Source organism: Parasphingorhabdus litoris DSM 22379 (genome assembly GCF_020906275.1).
Taxonomy (GTDB): Bacteria; Pseudomonadota; Alphaproteobacteria; order Sphingomonadales; family Sphingomonadaceae; genus Parasphingorhabdus; species Parasphingorhabdus litoris.
The window spans coordinates 1,093,060-1,108,091 of record NZ_CP086727.1 but is presented as its reverse complement, the minus strand read 5'-3'; the positions used below and the strand labels follow the sequence as shown (position 1 = coordinate 1,108,091).

General features: G+C 54.4%; 12 protein-coding genes. 9 read left to right on the top strand and 3 right to left on the bottom strand.

Annotated features, from left to right (window positions below):
• Positions 1-16: 16 nt before the first annotated feature.
• Entirely contained in the window at positions 17-1,084 is a 1,068-nt protein-coding gene (locus tag BS29_RS05325) for a DUF2332 domain-containing protein (RefSeq protein ID WP_229956180.1), read from the top strand.
• Between the two features lie 155 nt (positions 1,085-1,239).
• Here the strand turns inward: BS29_RS05325 and BS29_RS05320 are convergent, their stop codons facing one another.
• From BS29_RS05320 to BS29_RS05310, 3 genes are read right to left on the bottom strand one after another with little or no spacing between them, the layout of a single operon-like run.
• Entirely contained in the window at positions 1,240-1,608 is a 369-nt protein-coding gene (locus tag BS29_RS05320) for a cupin domain-containing protein (protein WP_229956179.1), read from the bottom strand.
• Positions 1,605-1,943, bottom strand: coding sequence for an NUDIX hydrolase (locus BS29_RS05315; protein WP_229956178.1), 339 nt, complete (start codon positions 1,941-1,943; stop codon positions 1,605-1,607). The genes BS29_RS05320 and BS29_RS05315 overlap by 4 nt, the downstream gene beginning before the upstream one ends.
• 41 nt (positions 1,944-1,984) lie before the next feature.
• The gene (locus tag BS29_RS05310) at positions 1,985-2,269 is read right to left on the bottom strand and encodes a BolA family protein (protein ID WP_229956951.1); all 285 of its coding nucleotides are present in this window, start codon (positions 2,267-2,269) and stop codon (positions 1,985-1,987) included.
• Between the two features lie 68 nt (positions 2,270-2,337).
• Here BS29_RS05310 and BS29_RS05305 point away from each other — a divergent pair, with 68 nt between their 5' ends.
• The 8 genes from BS29_RS05305 (at position 2,338) to BS29_RS05270 (ending at position 15,016) form a co-directional block, all read left to right on the top strand.
• On the top strand, positions 2,338-2,940 hold the full coding sequence (locus BS29_RS05305) for a J domain-containing protein (RefSeq protein WP_229956177.1): 603 nt from the start codon (positions 2,338-2,340) through the stop codon (positions 2,938-2,940).
• Positions 2,941-3,007: 67 nt separating this feature from the next.
• Positions 3,008-3,997 (top strand): cobaltochelatase subunit CobS, encoded by a 990-nt coding sequence (gene cobS, locus BS29_RS05300; protein WP_229956176.1) that lies wholly within the window; start codon positions 3,008-3,010, stop codon positions 3,995-3,997.
• Between the two features lie 129 nt (positions 3,998-4,126).
• Positions 4,127-6,247 (top strand): transglycosylase domain-containing protein, encoded by a 2,121-nt coding sequence (locus tag BS29_RS05295; RefSeq protein WP_229956175.1) that lies wholly within the window; start codon positions 4,127-4,129, stop codon positions 6,245-6,247.
• An 81-nt stretch (positions 6,248-6,328) separates the two neighbouring features.
• Positions 6,329-8,158 (top strand): cobaltochelatase subunit CobT, encoded by a 1,830-nt coding sequence (cobT, locus tag BS29_RS05290; RefSeq protein ID WP_229956174.1) that lies wholly within the window; start codon positions 6,329-6,331, stop codon positions 8,156-8,158.
• Positions 8,155-8,826 carry a nitroreductase gene (locus BS29_RS05285; protein ID WP_229956173.1) on the top strand — a complete coding sequence of 224 codons (672 nt, stop codon included), beginning with the start codon at positions 8,155-8,157 and terminating at the stop codon, positions 8,824-8,826. Before cobT ends, BS29_RS05285 begins: the two co-directional genes overlap by 4 nt.
• 205 nt (positions 8,827-9,031) lie before the next feature.
• Positions 9,032-12,172: a CHAT domain-containing protein gene (locus BS29_RS05280; protein WP_229956172.1), complete on the top strand. Its 3,141-nt coding sequence runs from the start codon at positions 9,032-9,034 to the stop codon at positions 12,170-12,172.
• Positions 12,172-14,226, top strand: coding sequence for an adenylate/guanylate cyclase domain-containing protein (locus BS29_RS05275; RefSeq protein WP_229956171.1), 2,055 nt, complete (start codon positions 12,172-12,174; stop codon positions 14,224-14,226). The genes BS29_RS05280 and BS29_RS05275 overlap by 1 nt, the downstream gene beginning before the upstream one ends.
• The gene (locus BS29_RS05270) at positions 14,213-15,016 is read left to right on the top strand and encodes a hypothetical protein (RefSeq protein WP_229956170.1); all 804 of its coding nucleotides are present in this window, start codon (positions 14,213-14,215) and stop codon (positions 15,014-15,016) included. The genes BS29_RS05275 and BS29_RS05270 overlap by 14 nt, the downstream gene beginning before the upstream one ends.
• Positions 15,017-15,032: the final 16 nt, after the last annotated feature.

The following is a 15,032-nucleotide window of genomic DNA, read 5'->3' as shown; positions in this document are numbered from 1 at the left end:
TACCGGAAAGGGCAATATGTCTAACCAGCAAAAGATACACGACGCCTTCACCAACCAGATTGAATATTGCCGTTCCAATGGCGCGCCGATTACCGGCCGCATGGTCGAGGCGATTATCGGAGCGCTGGACGACAGCACTGAGCTGGGCCGCCAGGTGCTTGGGTGGGAAGGCAATCCACTGGCCGATGCCCTGCCCTTGCGGGTCGCTGGCGGCTTTCACGCGCTGCATCTGGCGGGTCAACATGACCGGCTTTCGGCCATTTACGAGGGCGATGAGCAGGCTGCTAAAGATGCCGAGCAGATCATTGCGGCGACGATCGAAACAGACGAAGCGGCCTTACTGCCCTGGCTCGACTCCCCGCCGCAGACCAATGAGGCCGGGCGCTCCTCTTCCTATATCGCAGGGCTGCTGTGGCTGACCCAGCAAGGCCTGCCGCCGCGCTATGAGCTGCTGGAAATCGGATCCAGCGCTGGCCTGAACCTCATGATCGACCGCTATCATTATAATCTTGGCGGGGTTTCGGTCGGTCCTGAAGATGCCCCGCTTTCCTTCAAACCCGACTGGGAAGGGCCACCGCCCCCGGATGCCCCCTTTGCGTTCGACTCCCTGCATGGCTGTGACATCGCGCCGGTTGATCTGACTGATCCTGCGCAAGCCCGGCGCCTGACCGCTTATATCTGGCCAGAGCATAAAGTCCGCTTCGAGCGGATGAAGACGGCTATCGAGTTGGTGAACGAACAGCCACCCAATCTGCAGGGTTCAGGCGCAGACGACTGGATGATCGAACAACTCGCCAAGCCTCAGACAGCAGGCGTCACGCGCGTACTGGTCCATTCCATCGTCTGGCAATATATCCCAATAGCGGGACGCGAACGGATCAAGCTGGCCATGGAAGAAGCAGGTGCCCGGGCCACGGCAGAGCGACCGCTGGCCTGGCTCTCTCTAGAAGCCAACCGGGAAACCTATCGCCATGAATTGATTGTCCGACACTGGCCAAAAGAAGATGGCGCTGGAGGCGAACCAGTCAAGCTAGGTGAAGCCCATGCGCATGGAGCCTGGGTCAAATGGCTGGGGATGCCCTAACGACCCACTTAATTCTGTTCAGGTTCAAGGCCTGTTAGATAAAGATTATACAGAACTTACACTGAATGGCGTTAAAAAATCTTCGCTGTTCGACCATTTTGATCGATATTCTCTATCTACCAAAAGCCGATCCTGTAGGAAAGCGGTTTGCCGCTTTATAGCCGGTCGAGCTCAGTCACCGTCTTTTCCGTCACCACATTGCCGGTGTTCAATATCGTCTTGGGTTCGAGCAACAAGACATGACATTCACCATCCAGCCCCTCGGGACAATGCTCCACCCCTCGCGGGATGATGATAAACTCGCCGGGCCCGACATCGACATCCCCGGTGCGCAGACCCATACGCATTGTTCCGGCAACTACCAGAAACAGCTCGTCTTCATGATCATGATGATGCCAGTCAAACTTGCCTTCAAATTTCGCCAGCTTCACCTGTGCGTCGTTGATGTCGCCAGCGATCTTAGGCGACCAATGATCGGAGAAACTGGCGAACGCGTCTTTCAAGTTGACCTTTTCTATCGTCATGAATGATGCCCTTTTTGCAATTCATCTACCAGAATTTTGATGGCCGGAGCCATGATCTCTGTCTGCTCATAACCTATGAAAGCAACTTCCGATATCTCGGCTCTTGGCGTGACATTGCCGTTCCATCGCGCTTTATAGCAATTCAGTTCCACATCCCCTTGGCGTCCCAAAGCGGGGCCGACAATCCGAAGATCGAATTTCAGGGTTTCGCAGTCGATCACCACACCGAGTTCCTCATCAATCTCCCGGACAAGCGCTTCTTCGTCGGTCTCGCCAATCTCAATCGTTCCACCCGGCAGATACCAGAGATCATTGTCACGTACGCGCACCAGCATGAGCGCCTCGCCTTTCGTTTCCAAAAGACAAGCGCAGCGGATCACTCCCCTGGCACCGTCGCCTTGATCGCCATGGCGTGCACCTTGTCATGCATCAGATCGCCGAGCGCCTTGTTCACCATCCGCTGCCGGTTGAGCCGCGACTGGCCTTCAAAGGCGGCGCAGGCGATTTCCACCGTGAAATGGGACTCTCCACTACCATCGTCGCCAGTATGGCCCCGATGGCTGGCGCTGTCGTTGATGACATTGAGGGAAGTCGGGTTCAGCGCTTCTAAAAGCCGCTTTTCAATTTCTGCGGCCACTGGCCCTTTTGATTCTGTTTCCATCATGCCTATATAGAGGCTTCACCAGCATTTGCGAACCGCCTTCTTGGGGCCAATAACCGGATAATCTGTTGCCTTCCTCCGATCCTCAAAAGAAAAAACCAAACCGTTTTCATGGCCGGGTGGAAAACGAAGGGCGGACCTGCGCCATTGATGGCTGTGAGGAAGAGGGTGAATTTCGTGCGCCTCCCATTTACGGCGCCCGGCACAGCTATGACGGTCCCGGTGAATATCGCTGGCTGTGCCTCGACCATGTTCGTGAATTTAATCAGGGCTATGATTATTTCGACGGCATGGATCAGGAACAGATTTTTGAAGCACAGCACCCCATTCGCGGGTGGGACAGCAACCGGCGAATCTATCAAAATGGACCGGGTGACACCCCCGCATGGGCTGATTTTACCGATCCGCTGGATGCGATCGGCGCAAGATTTGCTGCAAGCGTTTCAAGACCCCAAACACCGGGCCGCGCGATCAGCGCGGGCGACCGCAAGGCGCTTAAGACGCTAGGGCTTGGCGAGGATGCGGAGCGCGGCGAGATTCGCAGACGCTATTCGGAGCTGGTCCGCAAATATCATCCCGACCGCAATGGCGGCAACAGAAGTCATGAGAAACAGTTGGCAAATGTGATCGCGGCCTATACGCAGCTAAAAGAATCACCGGATTTTAGTTAGGTAATTTTAGATAGTGGCTCTGGCTTTTTGCATCTCATATTGAGGCCGGAGTTTTCAAAGGACAGACATGACTGACATACCCAATACCCATCCCAGCGGCAGCGGCGAAACTGTTTTGGACGCACCGGATCAGACCGTTGATGCGCGGGAGATGTTTGGCATTGATCTCGACATGCAGATCCCCTCGTTCAGCGAGAAAGACGAACGCGTTCCCGATCTTGATCCGTCTTACGTGTTTGATCAGGACACAACGGCCGCGATCCTTGCTGGTTTTGCGTATAACCGCCGGGTGATGGTGCAGGGTTTTCACGGCACCGGTAAATCAACCCATATTGAACAGGTTGCGGCGCGGCTGAACTGGCCCTGTATCCGCATCAACCTCGATGCCCATATCAGCCGTATCGATCTGGTCGGCCGCGATGCGATTGTCCTGAAAGACGGCCAACAGGTCACCGAATTCCGTGAAGGTCTCCTGCCATGGGCACTACAAACGCCAACAGCATTGGTTTTTGACGAATATGACGCGGGGCGCCCCGACGTAATGTTCGTGATCCAGCGTGTTCTGGAAGCCGAAGGCAAGCTGACCCTGCTCGACCAGAACCGCGTCATTCGTCCGGACCCCAATTTCCGTCTGTTCGCGACCGCGAACACAGTTGGCCTCGGCGATACTAGCGGACTATATCATGGTACGCAGCAGATCAACCAGGGCCAGATGGACCGCTGGAACATCGTTGTAACGCTCAACTATCTGCCTGCCGCAACCGAGGCGAAGGTAATCCTGTCCAAGGTTCCCGATACCGACGACAAAACGGTGGAAAATATGATCAAGGTCGCCGACCTGTCGCGTCAGGGTTTCGTCAACGGAGATATTTCCACGGTGATGAGCCCGCGGACCGTGATCAGCTGGGCCCAAAATGCCGCGATATTCAACAATGTCGGCTTCGCCTTCCGCCTGAGCTTCCTCAACAAATGCGATGAGGCCGAACGGATGCTGGTCGCGGAATATTATCAGCGCGTCTTTGGCGAAGATCTGCCGGAAAGTGTGGTTGGAGCCTAAAAACTCCTTCATTTCGGGTTCACAGGTTATCGATCATATAGCCTCCTTCGGTTCAAGAGGAGGGCTGATCATTGAACAGGCGAAATTGCCTCTCGCATTTTGTGTATTACTAGTGTAATACAGTCATTGATGCTGGATAGAATATCTCCCCCTGATGCGCCGCGCCGGCGTTGGTATTGGCCCTTTGGCCGCAAGGCTCCGGTAGAAACCGTCTTCTACGAACCCTATGGCGATGCGCTGCCACCGCATTTGCAAGGCGAGCCGCTTGCCCCGCTTAAAAAACCACGCGGCAAATGGTGGTGGTTTAGCCGGGGTATTGCAGCCTTTCTGTTTCTATTCATCCTGCTTGTTGCATGGCTCGCAATTACGGCCCCGCTGTCCAAATCGCTCCAGCCGATCGCACCGCCGCAAATCACGCTATTAACGGCAGATGGTCAGCCGATTGCGCGCAATGGCGCAGTGGTTGATGAACCGGTCGAGATCGACCAATTGCCCGACCATGTCGTCAACGCCTTTCTCGCGATTGAAGACCGGCGTTTCTATTCGCACTGGGGCGTGGACCCGCGCGGACTGGCGCGCGCGGCATGGAGCAACGCAACGGGGAGCGGCATTACCCAGGGTGGCAGCACGATCACCCAACAGCTCGCCAAACTGACCTTTTTGACGCCGGAGCGCAGCCTGACCCGCAAGGCACGTGAAATGCTGATCGCTTTCTGGATGGAGGCGCGTTTGTCAAAAGACGAAATTCTTCAGCGCTATCTTTCCAATGTTTATTTTGGCGATAATGTCTACGGTCTGCGGGCGGCCTCGCTGCATTATTACTATCGCAAACCCGAGAATTTGAAACCAGAGCAGGCCATCATGCTGGCGGGACTAGTGCAGGCCCCTTCCCGTCTTGCTCCGACCCGCAATCCCAAGCTCGCCGCCAAACGCGCAAAGCTGGTCAAAGCAGCCATGGTCAATGGCGGTTTTCTAACCCAGGCGGACGCCGACAAGCTGCCTAACCCGATACTTGACGTTCGCGCCAAAAATACCGTGCCAACAGGAACCTATTTTGCCGATTGGGCGATGCCGCGTGCCCGCGCCTTATCGGAAATGAGCTATAGCAAGCTGACGATCACCACCACGCTGGATTCCCGGCTGCAGAAAATTGCCAATAACGTGATCAACCGCGCACCGCTTGGCACCGCGCAAGTTGCATTGGTTGCCATGCGGCCAGATGGTGAAGTCGTCGCAATGATTGGCGGTCGCGATTACAAGAAATCAGCATTCAACCGGGTGACGCAAGCCAAACGGCAGCCGGGATCAACCTTCAAACTCTTTGTTTGGCTCGCTGCGCTGCGCGCCGATATCCGGCCAGATGATATGGTTGATGACAGTCCGATTACGAAAGGCGGTTATCTGCCCAAAAATTCCGGCGAAAAATATCGTGGTGAAATTACCTTGAAAGAGGCTTTTGCCAAATCCAGCAATGTTGCGGCGGTGCGCCTGTTCGGCCAGGTCGGCGACAAGGCCGTCATAAAAGAAGCTCGAAATCTTGGCGTTACGTCAAAATTGGCTGAGGATGATCCCAGCCTGGCACTGGGAACGTCAACCATGACGCTGCTGGAACTAACCGCTGCTTATGCTGGTGTCGCCAACAACAGCTGGCCTGTCAAACCCTATGCCTTTCAGAAGAAAGAACAAAGCTGGGCAGAATGGCTGTTCGACTGGCCGGGGCGCTATGGCAGTAATACCCATGAACGGATGGAGGATATGCTGCGTGCTGCAGTGAATGATGGCACCGGTCGCAATGCGCAGCTGGCTATTCCCAACTACGGCAAAACCGGCACCAGCCAGAATAATCGCGATGCCCTGTTTGTTGGCTATGCAGAGGATCTGGTCGTGGGCATATGGGTCGGCAATGATGATAACAGCCCGCTAAAAGGCGTAAATGGCGGCGGTTTGCCAGCGCGCATCTGGCGTGATTTCATGACGCAGGCAGTGGAAGGTGCTGGCACAGTGCGCCAGCCCAAACCAATTCAAAAGCCAGACCCCGATGGACCAATCCAGCCGTTTGATGTGCCGGATTTGGAAGACCTTGATGACGTGCCAATTGACCTTGGCGATGCTGAGATTCGCATCAATGGCGGAGACGGGGTTTCTATCTCCACAGAAATTGGTGGATTTCCCGTCGACCTGCGCCTTGATAATGATGGAGTGGCGATTGAGAGCAGGCGCGAAGAAGCGCCTGCCGCTACGGATCGTTAGGCGGCAACGATATTCCTAGCAAAAAGGTGGAATTTAGACCTTTGATTCACTTCAGGTTTCCGCTTATGGCTATCAGCTTCTATGGCTGACCGTTCCAAACTTGATGACCTGAAAGACGTGCTTGGCGGTGCCGCACGCGCTATGTCCCATGAACCTGAGGTTGAACTCGCTTACACGGCCGAAGCCCCCTCACAATCAGGACAGCATTTGAAGGTCCCGATGCCGGCGCGCGACCTGCCTGCTGACCAGGTTGCTCAGGCACGCGGTTTCGCCGATAGCTTCGCACTCAAACTGCGCTATCATGATGAAAGCAGTCATCGCAAAAACGCCCCGCACGAGGCCATTGCCCGTGCCTGTTTTGATGCACTGGAACAAGTCCGCACCGACGCTCTGGGTTCGCGCAATATGAAAGGCGTGAATGGCAACCTTGATGCCGCATTGGAAATGCGGATGCGCTCGGACCCGATTTCGCGGGCACAGAATCGGGACGAAGTCCCAATTTCAACGGCACTCGCCTTGCTGGCGCGAGAAAAGCTGACCGGAGAAGCGCCGCCGGAATGCACCCAAAAAGGTGTCGACATGCTGCGCGACTGGATTGAAGAAGGCGCTGGCGCAGATCTTGACGGCCTAAATCTCACACTGGATGATCAGGATAGTTTTGCGAAACTGTCGACACAGCTGCTGGAGCATCTCGATCTCATCACCAGCGACGACGAAAGCTCTGAAGCGGATGACAATGAAGACGATTCCGATGACGAGAGTGATGATCAGGAAGATGATGGCGCAGATGACGAAGCCACTGGCGATCAGGGGCAACAAGATATGCGCTCTGAACAATCGGAAGACGATGCGCAGGACAGCGAAAGCGAACTAAACGCCGACGATCTGGAAGAAGGCGCCGAAGAAGAAATGGGCGATGCCGGCGACGAAGGCATGATGCCGGTTCGTCCCAATCGCCCGATGTCCGACTTGCCGCCCGGCTTTGACTATGCGCCGTGGACTGAAAAATATGACGAGATTATCAGCGCGACCGAATTATGTGACGATGAAGAGCTGACCAGGCTTCGTGCGTTTTTGGATCAGCAACTGACCAATTTGCAGGGCGCGGTGACCAAACTTGCCAATCGCCTGCAACGCCGCCTGATGGCGCAGCAGAACCGCAGTTGGGATTTCGATCAGGAAGAAGGCATGCTCGATGCCGCTCGCCTGGCCCGCGTGGTCAGCAACCCGGCGCACAGTCTGTCCTACAAAGTAGAGCGCGAGACGGATTTCCGCGATACGGTCGTCACATTGCTGATCGACAATAGCGGCTCGATGCGGGGGCGGCCCATCAGCATCGCGGCGATCAGCGCCGATATCATGGCGCGCACACTGGAACGTTGCGGCGTCAAAACCGAGATTTTGGGCTTTACCACGCGCGCGTGGAAAGGTGGCCAGTGCCGGGAAAGCTGGCTTGCGGCGGACCGCCCAGCCAATCCCGGGCGGCTCAACGACTTGCGTCATATCATTTACAAACAGGCCGACGAACCATGGCGGCGAGCCCGCAAAAATCTGGGCCTGATGATGCGGGAAGGGCTACTGAAAGAGAATATCGATGGCGAGGCGCTGCTATGGGCACATAACCGTCTTATCGGACGCCCAGAGGAACGCAGGATATTGATGGTCATTTCCGATGGCGCGCCGGTCGACGATTCCACGCTGTCAGTGAACCATGGCGCTTATCTGGAAAACCACCTGCGCAAGGTCATCGACTGGATTGAAAGTCGGTCTCCCGTGCAATTGGTGGCGATTGGTATCGGCCATGATGTGACTCGCTATTATAAACGCGCTGTCACCATCATGGACGCGGAACAATTAGGCGGGACTATGGTCGAACAACTGGCTGGCCTTTTTGATGAGGAAACAAAATGAACGTAACCGAAGCTGTCACATCCCGCCGTTCCGTCCGCCAATTTCTCGACAAACCGGTTGATCAAAAAACTCTCCAGAAAATATTGCAAACGGCATCTCGCTCACCTTCTGGCGGCAATACGCAGCCTTGGAATGCCGTTGTTGTTACTGGCGACGAACTCACCCGGATTGCGGATGCCGTAAAAGCCAAAGTCCCGACCGCACCATCTGGTGAGAATATGGAATATGATATTTATCCCAAAGATCTGGACGGGCGATATGAGGCGCAGCGCAAAGGCGTTGGCAAAGCCATGTTCGATTCTCTCAAAATTCCGCGCGAAGATGGCGGTGCACGCATCAAACAGATGATGGCCAATTGGGATAGCTTTGGCGCGCCGGTGCAGCTTTTCACTTACACCCCCAAATATATGGGTCCACCACAATGGTCAGACATGGGTATGTGGCTGCAAACCGTAATGTTGCTGCTGCGCGAAGAAGGGCTGGACAGCTGTCCCCAGGAAATTTGGGCCATGTATGGTACCTATATGCGGGAATTGCTGGGCATTGATGATGATCATATCTTTTTCTGCGGTATGGCCATTGGTTATCGTGACCCAGATGCACCGATTAACAACTTCGAGGTTCCACGCGTATCGCTGGACGAAGTTGTAAAATTTCAGGGTTTTTAAATCATATAAACCTCTGATAAAACAGAGTTTTTATATTTGACTGTTTCAAATGGTGACAATTGTCACCTCATTTACACCCATGTGTCGATTAATTACTATGCCAGACTCGGAAACGTCGCTTATGAACGATTCTGAGGGTTTTCGGGTCGCATTTAGAACAACTTAGCCGACGGGCATAAGCTGTTACGAGTGTTGTGGGGGATATATGATCGGTCCGAGTGATTTTCGTTTGCCGCTATTGGCACTGCTTCCAGTTTTGGCTGCCGCTTCTTCTGTTGCTCATGCGCAGGGAATGCCGGTGTCATTGCGCGATAGCTTTCCAATTGGATCAGGCGACGGAACATTGTGCCAGGTGCAGGACCGCAGCATCGAAAACAAAGCCAAGCAGAGCATTTTTGACCGCAGCTGGGCCGTGGTTTGCCGCGATTCTGCTCGTCCCGTAGGATATGTCTATGCCTTTCGCGCACCTGAAGACGATGTCCTGCAACGTATCGCACCCCATCGCAGCGAAGCGATTTCTTGCTCGGATCAAGCTGAGCAAGCAACTGCTGGCGGGCTGAACCGCACGGCATGCAAGCTGGCGGATGAGCCGGTTGCCTATTCCATCTTTCAGGAGCAACGCGGAAACACATCTTATGTTGCAGAAGGCCTGACGGTTTATGACAGCGCGACCACTTTAGCGCTAAAATCCGTAATGTCGGACAAGATCGTCAAAGGCAAAATCGATATTGCCTCGACCTCTATAGAAGACCCGTTCGCATTTGCCCGCGTGCAGGCGCTGACCTTGAAACCGGACCAGGCGCTGGCAGAGGGATACCGGCGCAATTTAAGCGGCGACTATGCCGAGGCAGCGGCCTTTTTTGAAACCTTGCAGCAGCGGACGGCGGGTCTTGAAGATGTCGATATCAATCCCCAGGAATATTTTATCAACCGTGCTTTGCAAAAATCCAATCTCGGCGAATTTGCGGAAGCAGACGAGCTGTTTCGTGAAGCAAAGTCGGTTGATGCCGGCAGCGTTGTAAACCAGAAATTGCTGCGCAATTTTGAGGCCATGCACCTGCTGAATCAGGGCCGCTATGAAGATGCTGTCACGCGAATTAATCTGCCGATCGCAGCAAGAGAATTGCAACGGGAATCGCTGGCCAATGGCCTTACGATTACGCAGCCTATTGCAATGCGGCTAAACGGTGATGACAAGACCGCTGGCCTGCTCGGTTTAAACGACGAGCTAAAGCTAACTGCCGAAGAGCGCGGACAAATAATCGATGCCCAAGCGCTGCAACTCATTGGCACTGCTCAGCGGATAAGGGGAGAAGCTACAGAGGCCCAAAAATCTCTGACCACCGCTTATAATCAGGCGGTTGCGGTGCGCGATGGACGCGTCACGTCCATTACCCGGCTGCGCACACAGATTTTATCGGAACTCGCGCTGATCGCAGAAACGCAGGGCGAATTTGCCAATGCCGAACAATTATTGCGCAATGCTTTGGAATTGGTGGAGCTGCAATATCCCGAAACCCGTGCCGTCAATGGTGCAAAAGCAAAGCTTGCCAGTTATTTGCTGCGCCAGGGCAAACAAGTTGAAGCACGGCAATATTATCAAGAGGTAGTGGATAGTGCGATCGGCAAGCGAAGCGCAGCAACCGGCATCGCCAATCAATTGGCCCCCTATTTTGATCTGACGGCTGATGATCCTGATGCGGCAGCGGAATTCTTCAAGGCCGCCCAGATATTGGTGCGACCCGGTGTTGCCGAAACTCAGGCGGTTTTGTCACGCGAGCTGAGAGGCGGCACGGACGAGGCGGCTCGCTTGTTCCGCCAGTCCGCCAATCTTGATCGCAGTATCGAACGATTGCGCATGCGCTTCACCGCCCTGGGCAAATTGGAACAAACGACGACGACACGGCAAAGGCGCGCCGATCTCGCGGCAGAGATCGAAGAGCTCGAGCGCAGTCAGCAACTGACCATCGTTAGCCTGGCCGAATATCCGCAATATCGCGCCATCGCCGACAGTTCGATCGCGCTTGAAGATCTGCGCGCCAGCATGACCGATGATGAATCCTATATGCGCATGGCAATCGTCGGAAATAATGTGTTTGTTTTCTACACAGAAAAAGACTTTGCAACGGCTTACAAAAGCCCGCTTTCAGCCACAGCGCTGGATGAGAAAGTGGATGCTCTGCGCGCATCCATCTCCACTTTTGAAAATGGCCAATATGTAACTTATCCATTTGATGTCGAAACATCCCGCGGCCTTTTTCAGGATCTGATGCAACCGATAGCGGAGCGATTGACTGCGAAAAGCCATCTGATCTTTGAACCTGATGGCGCAATGCTGCGTTTGCCGATCAATTTGCTGGTAGTCGATGACGCGTCCGTCACCGAATATCTGGAACGCGTGGAACAGCCCGACGGGGATCCTTTTGATTATACCGGTATGCGCTGGCTCGGCACCGACACTAATATCAGCACTGCGGTATCAGCTCGCGGCTTTGCGGATGCCCGGCAGTCACCGACATCGAAAGCTTCTCGGCAGTATCTTGGTCTCGGTAATAATCAGCCCGTAGCGGCTGAAACAGGTGGTCGTGGGGTGCGGGCCGCTTCTGGCGGTGTGGATGCGCAGTGCAACTGGGCCATAGACGAATGGAACAATCCAATTTCCGATGCCGAGCTGGTTCAGGCCCGTTCGATCATCGGCCAAACGGGATCTGAAATACTGACCGGATCAGCCTTTTCAGACGACAAGATTTTGGCGAAATCGGATATTTCCGATTATCGCATCCTGCATTTCGCGACCCATGGTCTGGTTACAGCGCCCAAGCCTTCCTGTCCCGCAAAACCGGCCTTGCTGACGTCATTTGGCGGCGAGCAATCGGACGGACTGCTGGCCTTTGATGAAATTTTCGACATGAAACTCGACGCCGATATCGTCATTCTGTCAGCCTGCGATACCGCCGGTAAAGCCAGTATCAGGGCGACGCGGGAAGCTGGCGTTAGCAGTGGCGGAGGTACCGCACTGGATGGGCTTGTTCGCTCGTTCATTGGCGCCGGCAGCCGCTCCGTGCTCGCAAGCCATTGGCCGGCGCCAGATGACTTTCAGGCAACCGAGCGCCTGATTGGCGGCCTGTTCACAAAAGGAAAAGGCCAATCGGTTGCCTCGGCACTGCGTACCTCGCAAAAGATATTGATGGATGATCCGGTAACCTCCCATCCCTATTATTGGTCAGGCTTTGCGATCATCGGTGATGGATCACGACCTTTCTTGACCGACGCAGAATCTGGCAGCCAAAGCGCCGATGCTGCGGCAACCGGCAACTCTGACATGGCGGAAACAATTTTGAGATAGTGGCTGGCATAGGACATCCAAGCGACCCGGCCGCATCAAGCCGTGATGTCAAAGTTGAAGCGCGCAGCGTGCTGCAGTCCATGCGCCGCCTGTTCGATCAACTCGGTCCCATCCGTCTGGGTTCGACATTACTGTTCCTTGTGCTCGCCCTACTTATGGCCCGGTTTAGCTGGAGCACACCGCTCATCCAGGATGCCGAGCGCGCGCTTTATGACATGCGTGTTTCCGTTTTTGCCCCCGAGGTGGAAAAGGAAGACCGGATCGTCATGGTCGTCTACAATGAGGACACATTGAAACTGACGGGTCAGCGCTCACCGGTTGACCGAACCATATTGGCTCAGGCGCTCGAAAGCATCGATGCTGCACAGCCCAAGTCCATCGGTATCGATATCCTCTTCACCATGCCGCAGGACGATGACCCGCTGCTGGAATCAGCCTTCAAACAGCTAAAAACCCCGACCTACATTGCCTATGCCGATCCGAAATATAATCCGGAAATCGCCTTTGCCGAACATGAGTTTTTAAAATCCTTCTTGAGCGAGGTTGAGGGCGAACGGTTGAAACCAACGACCATCAGGCTCAACACCGACAGCGACGGCGTGCAGCGGCGCTGGACGCCCGAAAAAGCCGATGCGCCACCTTTCATGGCCATGGCGCTGACCAAACCTAATCCGGAGTTCGCCGCGAATAATGGCGCGATCCGCTATTTGGTGCCAGCCAGTCAAGATATGCCGGTATTTGACAAATTTCCGATCGAAAGCTTCGCCGACCCGGCTACAGCCGACATGTTGCAATCTTTCATCAAAGATAAATATGTTCTGATTGGCGGCGATTTTGTTGATCGCGACCGGTTCGAAACCCCCATCGGTTCTATTTCAGACCTGCAGAGCGAAGACGGCAAGATGATAGGGTTGGAAGTGCACGCCCATATGCTTGCACAGTTGCTTAATGACGACTTGCCTGCCCCAATTCCCCATTGGACCTTATGGCTGGCGGCATTGATTGTTGCGATTTGCGGCGGACTTTCAGCGCTCATCATGGGCAATGCAGCCAAAGTAGGATTGATCTTGATCGGCCAGTTCGTCTTTTTCCTGGTCTTCCCGTTTTTCCTTCAGAATATCGGCATTGACACACTGACTCTGCCCGCTTTCGGATGGGCGCTGGGTTGGCTGTTTGGCTATTCCTCTGTCGGCTCGGCTGCCAGAACCATTAACTCCAAGCAGCGGGCTTTTGCTCAGGGTGCTCTTGGGAAATATCTGCCAAAATCCATTGCGGGTGAAATTTTGCGCGATCCCGAGAAACTCGCGCTGCATGGCGAAAAGCGACAGATTTTTGCCGTCTTCACTGATCTCGAAGGCTTTACCAAGCTGAGCCATGCGATCGAGCCAGAAATGGTTGCAACATTGCTGAACGATTATCTCGACCGCCTGAGCGAGGTCGCGCTGGAATATGGCGGGACGATCGACAAGTTTGTTGGCGACGCGCTGGTCACATTTTGGGGTGCACCTATTGCCTACGCCGATGATGGAGAACGCGCTGCTAAAGCCGCTTACGCCCTGTATGAGGCTGGCGAGGAATTTCGCAAAAACGTACCCGAAGGTGTGCCGCCCATTGGCCGGACACGTGTCGGGTTGCATTATGGTGATGCTATTGTCGGAAATTTTGGCGGCGATGGCCGCATTCAATATACAGCGCTGGGCGACGCAATGAACACGGCGGCCCGGCTGGAAGCAGCCAACAAAACGCTCGAAACGAAAGTTCTCGTGAGCCGGGAAGCAATGGAACGCACTGGCCTCGATTGGTACCGCCCGATGGGTACCATCACATTACGGGGTCGCGCCACGCCGGTGGAGGTGTTTGAACCTGTACCGGACTGGGAAGAAAAAGATCGTGAGACAGTGACAGCCGTCATAGCCGCACATAAAAAAGGTGATACTGATTACATTCAGACACTTAGCGCTATGATGACGCAATATGGCGAGGATTTAGGCTTGGCCAATTTGCGTAAAAGACTGGAAAAGACAAAGAATGGAGAAAGCTATGCACTCGGTTGATTTGAAATCGCCCGGATCTGGAAAAAAACTAGGAAAACTGGGTAAAGCTGCGTTTGGCGCGTTCCTACTTGTTGGAATGACTGGCACAGCAATCGCCCAGAATATGATCGTGCGTTCCACCGGACCGTCGGCAAAATCCTATCCTGCAGGGAAGAAGCTTCCCAACAATGCGCAGGTGACGCTGAAAAAACTCGATCGGATCACAATCCTTGGCAAAAACGGCACACGTGTGATTAAGGGCCCTGGCACATTCTCCCTAAATAGCGGAGCAACACGTCAGTCGAGCAGCTCAACCCGCCTTTCCAGCTTTATCAACAATCGCGGGAGAAGCCGGGCCAGAACCGGAGCCGTCCGCAGCGCAGGCGTTACGGAAACCAGTGTTACGCCGAAAAACCCGAATCTTTGGTATTTGGACGTCACGAAGGGCGGAAAATTCTGTGTTTCAGATCCCAATACATTGGTGCTTTGGCGTCCGGACTATACCGGATCGGCAACTGCCAGCATCGTCGAACCGGTCAACGGCACCGTTACGGAAGTGGCTTGGCGGAAAGGCAATCCGCTGAAAAGCTGGCCAAAAGCCGAAGCGCCTTTGGCCGATGGTGCCAGCTATCGGGTCATCGGATCCAATGTTGAGAAATCTGTGGAGGTTAACTTCGTGATGCTCAAGGAAGCACCAGAAAATCTCAACGATGCGGCATCTGCCTTGATCGCCAATGGCTGTCAAAGCCAGCTCGATCTGTTGGTCGAAACACTGGATGACGGTTCATCGGCAAATGAAGAACAAAGCTAGTTAAAGACAAGGTTTC

Excerpts from the sequence above, each read along its gene's own strand:
- BS29_RS05325 (WP_229956180.1), top strand. The coding sequence starts at position 17 with ATGTCTAACCAGCAAAAGATACACGACGCCTTCACCAACCAGATTGAA.
- BS29_RS05320 (WP_229956179.1), bottom strand. The coding sequence starts at position 1,608 with ATGACGATAGAAAAGGTCAACTTGAAAGACGCGTTCGCCAGTTTCTCC.
- BS29_RS05315 (WP_229956178.1), bottom strand. The coding sequence starts at position 1,943 with ATGCTGGTGCGCGTACGTGACAATGATCTCTGGTATCTGCCGGGTGGA.
- BS29_RS05310 (WP_229956951.1), bottom strand. The coding sequence starts at position 2,269 with ATGGAAACAGAATCAAAAGGGCCAGTGGCCGCAGAAATTGAAAAGCGG.
- cobS (WP_229956176.1), top strand. The coding sequence starts at position 3,008 with ATGACTGACATACCCAATACCCATCCCAGCGGCAGCGGCGAAACTGTT.
- BS29_RS05295 (WP_229956175.1), top strand. The coding sequence starts at position 4,127 with ATGCTGGATAGAATATCTCCCCCTGATGCGCCGCGCCGGCGTTGGTAT.
- cobT (WP_229956174.1), top strand. The coding sequence starts at position 6,329 with ATGGCTGACCGTTCCAAACTTGATGACCTGAAAGACGTGCTTGGCGGT.
- BS29_RS05285 (WP_229956173.1), top strand. The coding sequence starts at position 8,155 with ATGAACGTAACCGAAGCTGTCACATCCCGCCGTTCCGTCCGCCAATTT.
- BS29_RS05280 (WP_229956172.1), top strand. The coding sequence starts at position 9,032 with ATGATCGGTCCGAGTGATTTTCGTTTGCCGCTATTGGCACTGCTTCCA.
- BS29_RS05270 (WP_229956170.1), top strand. The coding sequence starts at position 14,213 with ATGCACTCGGTTGATTTGAAATCGCCCGGATCTGGAAAAAAACTAGGA.